General features: G+C 72.6%; 12 protein-coding genes and 1 tRNA gene. 7 read left to right on the forward strand and 6 right to left on the reverse strand.

What is annotated here, in order from left to right; all coding sequences use genetic code 11:
- The first annotated feature begins 65 nt into the window (after positions 1–65).
- Positions 66–1,643, forward strand: a complete 1,578-nt coding sequence (locus tag ABZ215_RS10750; protein ID WP_354949356.1) for an MFS transporter — start codon at positions 66–68, stop codon at positions 1,641–1,643.
- 387 nt (positions 1,644–2,030) lie between these two features.
- Here the strand turns inward: ABZ215_RS10750 and ABZ215_RS10755 are convergent, their stop codons facing one another.
- Both ABZ215_RS10755 and ABZ215_RS10760 read right to left on the reverse strand, forming a co-directional pair.
- Complete coding sequence (locus ABZ215_RS10755; protein WP_354949358.1) at positions 2,031–4,481, reverse strand: ABC transporter permease; 2,451 nt, start codon at positions 4,479–4,481, stop codon at positions 2,031–2,033.
- The gene (locus tag ABZ215_RS10760; RefSeq protein WP_354949360.1) at positions 4,481–5,224 is read right to left on the reverse strand and encodes an ABC transporter ATP-binding protein; all 744 of its coding nucleotides are present in this window, start codon (positions 5,222–5,224) and stop codon (positions 4,481–4,483) included. The genes ABZ215_RS10755 and ABZ215_RS10760 overlap by 1 nt, the downstream gene beginning before the upstream one ends.
- Positions 5,225–5,375: 151 nt before the next feature.
- Here ABZ215_RS10760 and ABZ215_RS10765 point away from each other — a divergent pair, with 151 nt between their 5' ends.
- Both ABZ215_RS10765 and ABZ215_RS10770 read left to right on the forward strand, forming a co-directional pair.
- Positions 5,376–6,581, forward strand: coding sequence for a sensor domain-containing protein (locus tag ABZ215_RS10765; RefSeq protein WP_354949362.1), 1,206 nt, complete (start codon positions 5,376–5,378; stop codon positions 6,579–6,581).
- The gene (locus ABZ215_RS10770; protein ID WP_354949364.1) at positions 6,572–7,207 is read left to right on the forward strand and encodes a response regulator transcription factor; all 636 of its coding nucleotides are present in this window, start codon (positions 6,572–6,574) and stop codon (positions 7,205–7,207) included. Before ABZ215_RS10765 ends, ABZ215_RS10770 begins: the two co-directional genes overlap by 10 nt.
- A gap of 21 nt (positions 7,208–7,228) precedes the next feature.
- Here the strand turns inward: ABZ215_RS10770 and ABZ215_RS10775 are convergent, their stop codons facing one another.
- Positions 7,229–7,381 (reverse strand): hypothetical protein, encoded by a 153-nt coding sequence (locus ABZ215_RS10775; RefSeq protein WP_354949366.1) that lies wholly within the window; start codon positions 7,379–7,381, stop codon positions 7,229–7,231.
- 81 nt (positions 7,382–7,462) lie between these two features.
- Here ABZ215_RS10775 and ABZ215_RS10780 point away from each other — a divergent pair, with 81 nt between their 5' ends.
- A complete protein-coding gene (locus ABZ215_RS10780; RefSeq protein WP_354949368.1) occupies positions 7,463–8,407 on the forward strand; it encodes an NADP-dependent oxidoreductase in 945 nt (314 codons plus the stop codon).
- A gap of 84 nt (positions 8,408–8,491) precedes the next feature.
- Here ABZ215_RS10780 and ABZ215_RS10785 read toward each other — a convergent pair whose 3' ends face one another.
- Both ABZ215_RS10785 and ABZ215_RS10790 read right to left on the reverse strand, forming a co-directional pair.
- Positions 8,492–8,698, reverse strand: a complete 207-nt coding sequence (locus ABZ215_RS10785; protein WP_020418550.1) for an RNA-binding S4 domain-containing protein — start codon at positions 8,696–8,698, stop codon at positions 8,492–8,494.
- 210 nt (positions 8,699–8,908) lie between these two features.
- On the reverse strand, positions 8,909–9,766 hold the full coding sequence (locus tag ABZ215_RS10790; protein ID WP_354949370.1) for an NAD-dependent epimerase/dehydratase family protein: 858 nt from the start codon (positions 9,764–9,766) through the stop codon (positions 8,909–8,911).
- A gap of 115 nt (positions 9,767–9,881) precedes the next feature.
- On the opposite strand from ABZ215_RS10790, the gene ABZ215_RS10795 reads away from it, so the two are divergent.
- Together ABZ215_RS10795 and ABZ215_RS10800 are read left to right on the forward strand one after the other, a co-directional pair.
- Positions 9,882–10,046, forward strand: coding sequence for a LysR family transcriptional regulator (locus tag ABZ215_RS10795; protein WP_354949387.1), 165 nt, complete (start codon positions 9,882–9,884; stop codon positions 10,044–10,046).
- Entirely contained in the window at positions 10,010–10,774 is a 765-nt protein-coding gene (locus tag ABZ215_RS10800) for a LysR substrate-binding domain-containing protein (protein ID WP_354949372.1), read from the forward strand. The genes ABZ215_RS10795 and ABZ215_RS10800 overlap by 37 nt, the downstream gene beginning before the upstream one ends.
- A 134-nt stretch (positions 10,775–10,908) precedes the next feature.
- On the opposite strand, the gene ABZ215_RS10805 is transcribed toward ABZ215_RS10800, so the two are convergent.
- Positions 10,909–10,982: transfer RNA gene (locus tag ABZ215_RS10805), tRNA-Leu, on the reverse strand.
- A 226-nt stretch (positions 10,983–11,208) separates the two neighbouring features.
- Here ABZ215_RS10805 and ABZ215_RS10810 point away from each other — a divergent pair.
- Entirely contained in the window at positions 11,209–11,826 is a 618-nt protein-coding gene (locus ABZ215_RS10810; protein WP_017988040.1) for a response regulator, read from the forward strand.
- Positions 11,827–12,040 lie beyond the last annotated feature (214 nt).

The following is a 12,040-nucleotide window of genomic DNA, read 5'->3' on the forward strand; positions in this document are numbered from 1 at the left end:
CCAGTGCGGCAAATCGTGCTTACCCTCGCGGCGTCGTGCACTCCCATGCCTGCCGAGAGGAACCCATGAGCACCAACCAGCCCGCACCGGGGGCTGCCACACCGGACGCGCGCCGGCTGCGCACCATCCTCATCTCCGTGTCCACCTCGTTGATGGCGGTCGTCGCCTCGGTTTCGGGCCTCGGCGTCGCGCAGACCCACCTGGCCGTCGAGTTCGGAGCGTCGCTGGGCACGGTCCTGTGGATCATCAACATCTACACCCTGGCCCTGGCCGCGCTGCTGCTGCCGTTCGGCGCGATCGGCGACCGCGTGGGCCGCAAGCCCGTGCTGACCGCCGGGCTCTTGTTGTTCGGCATCGCGAACGTCGTGGCGGCACTGGCCCCGACCGCGGAGGTCATGATCGCCGCCCGCGTGGCCGGCGGCGCCGGCGCCGCGATGATCATGCCGATCACACTGGCCGTCATCACCTCCACCTTCCCCGAGGAACGCCGCGGCAAGGCCATCGGCGTGTGGACGGCCGTCGCGGGCGGCGGCGGCGTCCTCGGCATGTTCCTGTCCGCGCTGCTGGTCGACGTCGCCGACTGGCGCTGGCTGTTCGCGCTCCCGGTCGCGCTGATCGCCGTGGCGCTCGTGACGACCGTGAAGTCGGTGCCCAACTCGCGTGAGCGCTCGGCGCACCCCTTCGACACCGTCGGCGCGCTGCTGTCCGCCGTCGCCGTCGTCGGCTTCATCTTCGTGCTGCAAGAAGGACCCGTGCGCGGCTGGACCGCCCCCGAGACGGTGGTCGGCCTCGCGGCCGGCATCGTCGCCGGCATCGGCTTCGTGGCCTGGGAACTGCGCCGCCGCGACACTTCGCTGCTGGACGTGCGGATGTTCGCCGAACGCGGCCTGATGGGCGGTTCGCTCACGTTGCTCGTGGTCTTCGGTGTCCAGGCGGGCATCGGCGTGGTGCTGTTCCCGTTCTTCCAGGCCGTGCTCGGGTGGTCCGGACTGGTGTCGACGGCGGCGCTGATGCCCATGGCGATGTCGATGATGCTGGCGTCCGGCCTCGCGGCCCGGCTGGCCGAGCGCATCGGCTCCCGCGCGACGATGACCACCGGCGTCGCGCTGGCCGGCGTGGGACTGGTGTCCATGGGCCTGTTCGTCTCGGTGGCGGGCGGCTACCTGACGATCCTGCCGGGGCTGGTCGCCATGGGCATCGGCATGGGACTGGCGATGACGCCGTCCACCGAGGCCATCACCGGCTCGTTGCCGCGGGACAAGCAAGGTGTCGCCTCCGCCCTCAACGACATCACCCGCGAGTTCGGCACCGCGCTGGGGGTCGCGCTGCTGGGCGCGCTCCTGTCCGCCGGCTACCGCGGCTCGATCGACGGCATGCTGTCCGGGGTGCCCCGGGAGGCGGCGGACGTCGCCAGGGAGGGCGTCGCCAACGCGATCGAGGTCTCGGGCAGCGCCGGCTCGTACGCGGCGCAGATCGTCCACGCCGCCCGGGAGTCCTTTGTGGCCGGATGGCAGCACGCGATGTGGGCGGGCGCGGCCGTCATGGCGGTGCTGGCGGTCTATGTCGCCGTGCGGGGCCCGAAGAACCGGAGCCGCCCCGCGGTCGACACCACCGCGTCGAGCCGGGCGGGATCACCCCTGTGACAGCGGCTTCCACCGCGGCCCGCTGCCTGCGGGTCGCGGTGGGGCTCGGACCGTCGGTCGCTACAGGTCGGCGATCCGCCACTCGCCGCCGTCGTGTTCGAACCGGGCGGGCGAGCGTGCCCCGGTCCGGAGTGGCCTGCATGGTCATGCGACGGTCAGGACGATCCTGCCGCGAAGGTGGCCGGCGGGCGGGACCGTCGATCCCGGAAGGTTCCACGACGGCTGGCTGCGCACCGGGGACATCGGCAAGATCTCTACCGACGGATTTCTCACGCTCGTGGACCGGTCCAAGGACGTCATCAAGTCCGGTGGGGAAAAGCGCCTGCGGGCCCTGCGCTGACCCGCGATCCAGCGTCGCCAAGACTGTCCTTTCCGGAGCGGGGATGGTCATTCGCCGACGCGCATGGCCGTGACGGCGGGCGGGCGGAGGGCGAACCGGGTCGGCACCGCGATGGCGCCCCACCCGACGACGGCAGCGGCGGCGAGGATCCCGCCGTAGGCGAGCGGGGGCACGGTGGGCAGCGCCGTCCCGGTCAGGCTCAGGCTGATGCCGACCAGCGGTGGCAGCGCGGCGAGCGACCCGAGCACGATCGCGGCCACGACGACGACGGCCGCCTCGCCCCGCGTCATCGCCCGGACCTGGCGGGGTTTCGCCCCGGCCAGCCGCAGCAACGCGAACTCGCGCACCCGGGCCGCGGTGGCCAGGACGAGGACGTTCACCACCGCGATCGCGATGAACGCGATCAGCACGAGGTTGAGCACGAGGTTCACCGTGGACTCCGCGCTCGCGGCGTCGTCCCGCGCCGCCAGGAACGCCTGCCGGTCGGCCACGCGCACCTCCGGGTACGCCGGGAGCGCCGCGGCCGCCGTCCCCGCGACCAGGATTTCGTCGTCCAGCCCGGTCGTGGTGTGCCCGGCGACGGCGGCGTGCGGCAGCGTCAGGTCGCCGAAGCCCAGGCCGTTGCCGTAGATCGCGACGACGCGGGCGCTGTGCGGGGTGCCGTCGCCGAGGCGCATGGTGACCGTCCCGCCCAGGTCCACCCCGAATGTCCCGGCCGCGTTCTCGCTTACGGCGACGGCGTCACCGGTGAGGCCGGCCAGGTCGCCCCGGCGGACGTCGAGGTCCAGGACCCGGTCGAGGCCATCCGGCGTGACGCCCTGTGCGGCGTAGGCCTCGGTCGTGGGCTCGCCGAACATCGTGGAGGTCACCAGGACCCGCGTCCGCACCACGGACACCGCCGCGGTCACGCCCGGCGCCCGCCGGACCGCGCCGGCCACGGCGGGGGAGATGCCGCCGTCGGCCACGAGCACCTGGTCGGCGAGCAGACCGGTCTCGGCCTGCCGCTGCGCCGCCGCGGCGGTCGTCGTCAGCGTGAAGATCTGGACCGCGGCCAGCGCCACCCCCATGATCAGCGGTGTGGTCGCCGCGCCGAACCGGCGGGCCCGGGCCCGGGTGCCGGCCTCGGCGAGGAACCCGGACGCCGTCCGGCTGAGCCCGAGCCTGCCCAGCACCGACGCGGTCGCGGCGAGCAGCCGCGGCCCGAGCAGCGCCACGGCGGTGACCAGCAACAGCGCCGATCCGGCCGCGCCCGCCGTGCCCGCGGCGCCGCCCATCGCCAGCGGGAACCCGATCCCGGCGACGGTCCCCGCGATCGCGAGCACCCAGCCCGTCAGCAGCCGGCCACGGCCGAGCCGCGGCGGTTCCACAGCGGCCTCGCCGAGCGCGCCGACCGGGCTGATCCGCGCCGCGCGGCGGGCGGTGATCAGGCCGGCCGCGACCGCGGCCAGCACGGACCCCGCGACCGCGGCGAGCACGGGCAGCGGGCCGATCACGAACCCGAACCCCGCGGGGATCGAGCCGAGGCGGACGAACACCCCGTGCAGCAGCAGGCTCAGGCCGGCGCCGGGGAACGCGCCGAGCACCGCCGCCACCGTCGCCACCAGCCCGGTCTCGATGCCGATCAGCCGGTAGATGTGCTTCGGCCCGGCCGCGACGGCCCGCAGGAGGGCGAACTCGCGACGGCGCTGCTGGTTGGCCAGGCCGACGGTGCTGGCCACGACCAGCAGGATGACCACCAGCATCGTGCCGCCGAACGAGCCCGCGACCAGCGTCAGGAACGACCGCGCGGCACCGTCGCCGGGGAACTCGGCGCCGGCCCGGTCGTCGCCGGTGGCCGTCGCGGCCCCGGGAACGGCCCGGCCGATCCGGTCGGCGAGATCGGCCGCGTCGACGCCGGGTCCGGCCAGGACGGCGACGGCGTCGACCGCGTCCGGGTGGCCGGCGACCTCGCGGGCGCGCTCGTCGGTGAGGTACGCAGACTGTTGCCCCGGGGCGACGGCGCCGACCACGCGGTAGGGGGAAGCGACCCCGCCCACCGCCAGGTCGACCACGTCCCCGGGATGCGCCCCGGCGAGCACCACTTCGTCGGCACGCCGCGGCTCCCGGCCTTCGGTGAGCGCGACAGCGCCGAGCCTCGTCGAGGACCACCCGTGCACGACGACCGGTCCCGAACCGCGCACCACGGCCGTCGCGCTCACGTCGGGCACGACCGCGGCGACCCCGGGCACCCGGCTGATGTCGGCGGCCCGCGCGACGGGCAGCGGCGCGCGTTCGGGGAACCACTGGTCGACGTCGCCGGGCACGGACACCGACCGCGGCGCGGTGACGACCACCGCGGCGGCGTAGCGCTGTGGCGGAAGCCCGCCCCGCAGCCCGGATTCGAGCAGGACACCGCTCGCGGTGATCAGGGCGGACCCGGCGAACACCGCGACGAATGCCGCGGCGAACGCCGACGTTCGGGCCCGGATCGTCCGCTGGGCCAGGAAGAACACGCTCATCACTCCCCGAAGTGGGTCATCCGCTCGGCGATGCGGTCCGGCGACGCGCCGGTCAGCTCGCCGGCGATCCGGCCGTCGGTCAGGAACACCACCGTGTCCGCGTAGGAGGCCGCGACCGGGTCGTGCGTCACCATCAGCGCCGTCTGGCCCCAGCGGTCCACCGCCTGCCGCAGCGTGCCGAGCACCTGGCGCGCGGTCCGGGTGTCCAGTGCGCCCGTCGGCTCGTCCAGCAGCACCACCTCGGGCCGGGTGACCAGCGCGCGGGCGATCGCGACGCGCTGCTGCTGCCCGCCGGACAGCTTGCTCGGGCGGCGGTCCAGCGGCACGTCGAGTTCGACCGACCGGACGACCTCGGCGAGGAACGCCGGGTCGAAGCGCTGGTTGCCCAGGCGCAGCGGGAGCACGATGTTCTGCTCGACCGTCAGCGTGTCCAGCAGGTTGTAGGACTGGAACACGAACCCGATCCGCTCGCGCCGCAACGCGGTCAGCTCGGACTCGCGGCGTCCGGTCAGCTCGACGTCGCCGAGCGTGATGCGGCCCGAGGTCGGCCGGTCGAGCCCGGCGGCGCAGTGCAGGAACGTGCTCTTGCCCGAGCCGGACGGGCCCATGAGCGCGGTGAAGCTCCCGCGCCGCAGTCCGAGCGTGACGCCGTCGAGCGCGTGGACCGCGGCAGCCCCCTTGCCGTAGGTCTTGACCACCGATTCCATCCGCACCGCGTACTCCAGGCCGTTCGCGACTGTCATAGCTGTCGTCCTTCCCCTGTTGTCCGGTGCCTCCGACGCTAGGAGCGGGACGGGCGCGGCACACTGGCCTGAGCACCCGGACCGGGGGTGTAGCCAGGTACACCCCGCCGGGGGGTTTCAGTAGAGTCGCGGCAGGACCGGGGGAGCGGCGATGAGGACAGCGATCAAGCGCAGCGCCGGCGCCACGGCGGTGCTCGCGTCCGGGCTGCAAACGGCGCTGCCCGCGCTGGCCGGCGTGCTCGTCCTGCCGTTGCTGGTGCTGCTGTCGCCGTTCGCGCCGGCGGTGCTGAAGCCGGTGCGCGTCCTGACCGGGCTGGAGCGCGAGCGCGCCGGGCGGCACCTCGGGTTCCCGCTGCCGGAGGAGGTCCATGCCGAGAGCGGCGGCCGGTTGCGCGCGGTGCGGGACCCGGCGACCTGGCGCGCTCTACTGTGGATGGTGGTGCACGGGTTCGCCGGCACGTTCCTCGGTTTGCTCGGCATCGCACTGTGGCCGGCGATCGTGACGAGCGCGACCATCCCGCTGTACTGGTGGCTGTTCCCGCCGGACACCTTCACCGGGCTGTTCGTCGACATCCGGACGTGGCCGGAGGCGCTCACCCTGCCGCTGCTGCAGGCCGCGCTCTACGCCGCCGCGGTGGTGTGGCTGGTGCCCCTGATCGCGCGCGGCCAGCTGCTGCTCGCGCGGTCGCTGCTCGGGCCGGACGAGGTGGAGCTGCTGGCCCGGCAGGTCCAGCGGCTCACCGAGACGCGGGCCGAAGCGCTGGAATCGCATGGCGCCGAGCTCCGCCGCATCGAGCGCGACCTGCACGACGGGATCCAGGCGCAGCTGGTCGCGGTCTCGGTTCGGCTCGGGCTCGCCGCGCGCGCCCTGGCGGCCGAGCCGGACACCCCCGCGGCCGCGCTGGTGCGGGACGCCCAGCAGGGCATCGAGGAGTCACTGGGCAACCTGCGCAGCATCATCCGCGGCATCTACCCGCCGATCCTCGCCGACCGCGGCCTCGCCGGCGCCGTGCACGCGCTGGCGGGCAGCCAGCGCATCCCGGTGACCGTCCGCGTCCCCGGCGACCTGCCGCGGCCACCGGCGGCGGTCGAGGCGGCGGCGTACTTCGTCGTCGCCGAGTCGCTGACCAACGTCACCAAGCACAGCACGGCCCAGCACGCCGAGGTCGTCCTCGACGGCGACGGGCGGAGGCTGCGCGTGACGGTGCGCGACGACGGCCAGGGCGGCGCCGACGCCGGCGCCGGGAGCGGGCTGTCCGGCATCCGGCGCCGGGTCGCGGCGCTCGACGGAACCGCGCGGATCGACAGCCCGGCGAACGCGGGAACGACGATCGAGGTGCTGCTGCCATGCGGATAGTGCTCGCCGAGGACAACGCCCTCCTGCGCGAGGGGATCTCGCTGCTGGTCAAGAGCGCGGGCCACGAGATCGTCGGTGTCGTGGCCAGTGGTCCGGAGATCCTGCCGGTCCTGCTGGAACACCGCCCGGACATCGCGGTGCTCGACGTCCGGCTGCCGCCGGGTTTCCGCGACGAGGGGTTGCGCGCGGCGATCGAGGCTCGCGAGCACCTGCCCGGGCTGCCGGTGCTGGTGCTGTCCCAGTACGTCGAGCAGGCCTACGCGAAGGAGCTGCTGGAGACGGGCGCGGCCGGCACCGGCTACCTGCTGAAGGACCGGGTCGGGCGGGTCGAGGAGTTCCTGGACGCGCTCGAACGCGTCGCGGCCGGGGGCACCGCGCTGGACCCCGAGGTCGTGTCGCAGCTGATGAACAAACGCGACCCGCTGCAGAGCCTCACCGCGCGGGAGCGGCAGGTGCTGCACCTCATGGCGCAAGGTCTGGACAACGGGACGATCGCCGGCGAGCTGGTGGTCACCGAGCGCGCGGTGACCAAGCACATCGGCAACATCTTCCGCAAGCTGGGCCTGCCCACGAGCGACAGCGGACACCGCCGGGTGCTGGCGGTGCTGGCGTACGTCAACGCCTGAGCCCACCAGCGGTCGTGCGGCTCACGACAGCAAGCGGTCGAGGCAGAAGTCCAGCCCGGCTTCGTCGCGGTACTGCTTGACGATGAGGTCGCGCCACGCCTCCCACGCCGCGCGCGACGACCGGGAAAAGTGCTGCTGATCCCGTGACCGCCGGCTCCCGGTGAGCCGCGTCACTTGCTTCGAATTCGAAGCGGGAGTACCGTCGCTTCCAGTTGCTTCGAAGTCGAAGCAAGACGATCGAAAGGGAGAACCCCGATGAAGGCAGTGCGTTTCCACGAGTTCGGCGACCCCGGCGTCCTGCGTTACGAGGACGTGGACCTGCCGGTTCCCGCGGCCGGGCAGGTCCGGGTCCGGGTGGCGGCGACGTCGTTCAACTCCGTCGACGGCAACATCCGCGGTGGCTTCATGCAGGGGCCCATCCCGGTGCGGCTGCCGCACACCCCCGGCCTCGACGTCGCGGGCACGGTCGACGCGCTGGGCGAGGGCGTCGACGGCCTCGCAGTCGGCGATCAGGTGATCGGTTTCCTGCCGATGGACGAGCCGGGCGCGGCCGCGGAGTACGCGCTCGCCCCGGCCGGGGTCCTGACGCCGGCGCCGAAGAGCGTCCCGCTGGCTGACGCCGCGGCGCTGCCGGTGGTGGGGCTGACCGCCCGGCAGGCGCTGTTCGACCACGGCGAGCTGGTGGCCGGGCAGCGCGTGCTGATCAACGGCGCCGGGGGAGCGGTCGGCGGTTACGCCGTGCAGCTGGCCAAAGGCGCCGGGGCGCACGTCATCGCGATCGCCGGCGGGCGCAGCAGCGGGGCGGCCAAGGGCGCCGGCGCGGACGAGGTCATCGACCACACCACCACGAGCGTGACCGACGCGGTGACCGAGCCGGTGGACGTCGTGCTGAACCTCGCCCCGGTCGACCCGGCCGCACTCGCCGCGCTGGTCACCCTGGTGCGGCCGGGTGGCGTCCTGGTCAACACGACCGTGTGGATGCCCGCGCCGGGCGACGAGGAACGCGGCGTGCGCGGCATCGACCTCTTCGTCCGCAGCGACGCGGAACAACTGGCGTCGCTGGTGACGCTGATCGACCGCGGCGACCTGCGCGTCGACGTCGCGGAGCGGGTGCCCCTGGCCGAGCTGCCTGCGCTGCACGCGCGAGCCGCCGAGGGCGCGGTGCGCGGCAAGGTCGTCGTCCTACCTCCCGTCGCCTGACGCCCTCCCGGTCGCGGTCACCACGCGACCGCGGACGACGGCGCCACGCCGCCTTGTCCGAGCCCGGATCCTTCCGGGACTCGCCTATCCCACGCGCAGTTCGTCGCCGCCGACGGTCACGACGTCGCCACGCTGCAGCTGCCGTCCCCGGCGCTCCTCGACCTCGCCGTTGACCTGGACCTGCCCGTCCTCCAGGAGCGAACGGGCGTCGGACCCGGACTCGACCACGTTGGCGAGCTTGAGGAACTGACCGAGCCGGATGGACCCATCACTGGTGGCGATCTCGCGCATACCGCCATTGTCCCGCACGCCTGCCGGCCCAGCGCGGTGCACCGTGCATCCTCACGCTCACAACGATGCTGTCGTGGCTGGAGACCATCGAGGCGCCGGTACAGGTGCGTCTCGTCGTAGCTCCAGCCGTGCAGCATCACCAGCAGCGGCCGTGACTCGCGTGCACGCTCCACTTCGGACCACAGCACCGCTTCGCGGCCCATTCCCGGCTCATTCCGCGGCGAACTCGGACAGCGGATCGGTGTGCGCGGGCGTCCAGCCCAGCTCACGCTGCGCCTTGGCCGAGGTGAGCTGCTGGTCGAGGGCGAACGCGTCGGCGATCGGGCCCATCCGCTCGCGGGCCTCGTCCAGGGACAGGGAGACGGTCTTCCCGTCGAGCCCGGCGCCGCGAGCGCAGGCCTCGGCGACCTCTTTGGCCGTCGGGTTGACGCCGCCCACGCCGAGGTACACCGAGCCCGCCGGAGCCGTCAACGCCGCCACGTACAGCCGGGCGAGGTCGTCGAGGTGGATCAGGGCCCAGTGGTTGCCGCCGTCGCCGATGTAGGGGATCGCGCCGCTTTCCTTCCCCGGCTGGACGAAGAAGATGTCGATCAGGCGGTTGTCGCCCCCGTAGAGCAGGCCGGGCTGGACGATGACCGGCCGTCCGCCGTCGGCGGCCCGGGCCAGCACCGCGTTCTCGACGGCCTGCCGCCAGGCCACGATGGCCGGTGGGTTCCACGGTGCGGTTTCGTCCTGGACCCCGTCGGTGTCGCCGTAGACCCAGCTGCCGCCGGTGTGCACGTAGGTGCCGCCCCCGACGCCGTCCTGCATCGCGGTGGCCGCCGCCAGGTCCTCCTCGCCGCTGGTGGCCTGAGCGAGGTGGATCACCGCTTCCGCCCGCGCCGCTGCCTGGTTGAGCACGTCGAGGTCGGTCAGGTCACCGCGGACCGCGCTCGCCCCGGCGGCGACCACGGCCGCCTCGGCACGCTCGCTGCGCGCGAGCGCCTCGACGGTGTGCCCTTGCCGAACCAGCTCGCCGATCGTCGCGCGGCCGATGTAGCCCGAGCCGCCCGTGAGGAAGATCTTCATCACTGTCCCATCACTCGTGTTCCGTTCCTCCTCCACGGTGACCCGGGCACCCGGGGTGCGTCCAAGACCCGTTCCGCGCGCTGTGATGCCGTGACGGCATCACAGACCTGCGATGATGGGCGGGAGCGGGAGGTGCCTCAGCGTGGACTTCGACTTGCGGAAGCTGCGATATTTCGTCGCGGTGGCCGAAGAGCTGCACTTCGGGCGGGCAGCGGCGCGCGGCTGCACATCGCCCAGCCGGCGTTGTCGCGCCAGATCCGCGCCCTCGAAGACGAGCTGAAGACGCCGCTGTTCGTCCGCGACCGCCGGAGCACGGTCCTCACCGCGGCGGGTGAACAGCTTCTGGCCGATGCCCGAGGCCTGCTGGCGACGGCCGAAGCCGTGCACCGCAGGGTCTCGGCCGCGGCCGAGGCGAAACCGGTGCTCACCGTCGGGTTCATGCCGGGCATCGTGGTCACCCCGGCGGTGCAGGTACTGGCCCGGCGGCGGCCGGACGTCAGCGTCCGGCTGCTGCGCACCAGCTGGCACGATCAGGTGGAGGTCGTCCACGACGGCCGCGTGGACGTCAGCATCGTCAGACTGCCGATCGACCAGCGCGGGCTGACCGTGCGGCCGCTGTTCACCGAACCCCGCGTCGTGATGGTGCCCGCCGGGCACCGGCTGGCCGGCAAGGAGTCCGTGTCGGTCACCGAACTCGCCGACGAGCACCTGCTCCAGGACCCCGACGCCGTCCCGGAGTGGCGCGACATCGCCCTCGAACTGCGCAAGCCGGACCGCCCCGAAGTGCCCCGCATCAACAGTGTCGAAGAGAAACTGGAACTCGTCGCCGTCGGAGCGGGGATCAGCGTCATCCCGTTGTCGACGGCGACGTTCTACACCCGCCCCGATGTCATCGGCATCCCGGTCGAGGACATCGGGCCGAACCAGGTGTGCCTGGCTTGGCTCGCGACGCGCCGGTCGCCGCTGATCGACGCTTTCCTCGCCGCCGCGGCAAACCTGGCGCCCTAGTCTCGGCAAGCACTCCGGTCGGCTTCCGGGGGCGAACAGGGGGCAGGGTCGGCCCGGAGTAACCCGGAGAAGACGCGATCGGCCCGGCACGAGGCCTCCCAAGTGAGGGGCCGTTCGTGTCACGTCAAGCGAAGTGCCCCCGGTGAGATTCGAACTCACACTGGACGGGTTTTGAATCCGTTGCCTCTGCCAGTTGGGCTACGGGGGCGGCGCAGCCAGACTTTACGCGCCCCACCTGGCGCCCCGGCAGTGGGGGTAGCCCTGCGTGACGACCGGTCACAGGGGAGTCGATCAACGCGACACGCCGTGCCACGACGTGGTGAACACCATGCCCACCACGTGGTCCGCGTCATCCACTAACTGGATCGTTCCGGGTAGGCTCGTCCTGCGGTTAGCCGCATTCCACATTCCGTCGAGCACGCAGGAGGACCCCGGTGACCGAAGAGGCTACCGAGGCCAGCGGTGTGGCCACCGCTCCGCAGCGTCGGGTGCTCGTCGCCGAAGACGAAGCACTGATCCGGCTTGACCTCGTCGAGATGTTGCGCGAAGAGGGATACCAGGTGGTCGGCGAGGCGGGCGACGGCGAAGAGGCCATCAAGCTGGCAGCCGAGCTCAAGCCCGACCTGGTGATCCTGGACGTCAAGATGCCCAAGCTGGACGGCATCGAGGCGGCGTCCCAGATCACCACCGACCGCATCGCCCCCGTGGTCATCCTGACCGCGTTCAGCCAGCGCGAGCTGGTCGAGCGCGCCCGCGACGCGGGCACGATGGCGTACCTGGTCAAGCCGTTCAACAAGCGGGACCTCGTTCCCGCGATCGAGCTGGCCGTCAGCCGGTTCTCGGAGATGCAGGCGCTGGAGGCCGAGGTCGCCAGCCTGTCCGACCGGCTGGAGACCCGCAAGGTCATCGACAGGGCCAAGGGCCTGCTGATGACCCACCAGGGGCTGACCGAGCCGGACGCGTTCCGGTGGATCCAGCGCACCGCCATGGACCGGCGCACGACCATGAAGGCCGTCGCCCAGGCGGTCGTCGAGAGCATCGGTCAGAAGTAACCCCGCGCGATCGCGTGGGAGGTCATACGCTCCGACATCACTCCAACGAGGGCGTGACGGCGCTGCTCATTTGAGCAAAAGGTCACTGGTTGTTATCACCCGGTTGTTGCAATGCGGCAACCGGGTGTAAATCATGCATGAACTATAGTGACCCCCGTCACGATGTGGAAACAAGACAGCGCGTACCGCTGTGCTTGACCTCACCGGGCGGCTA

The organism is Amycolatopsis sp. NPDC006131 (genome assembly GCF_040614175.1).
Classification (GTDB): domain Bacteria; phylum Actinomycetota; class Actinomycetes; order Mycobacteriales; family Pseudonocardiaceae; genus Amycolatopsis_E; species Amycolatopsis_E tucumanensis.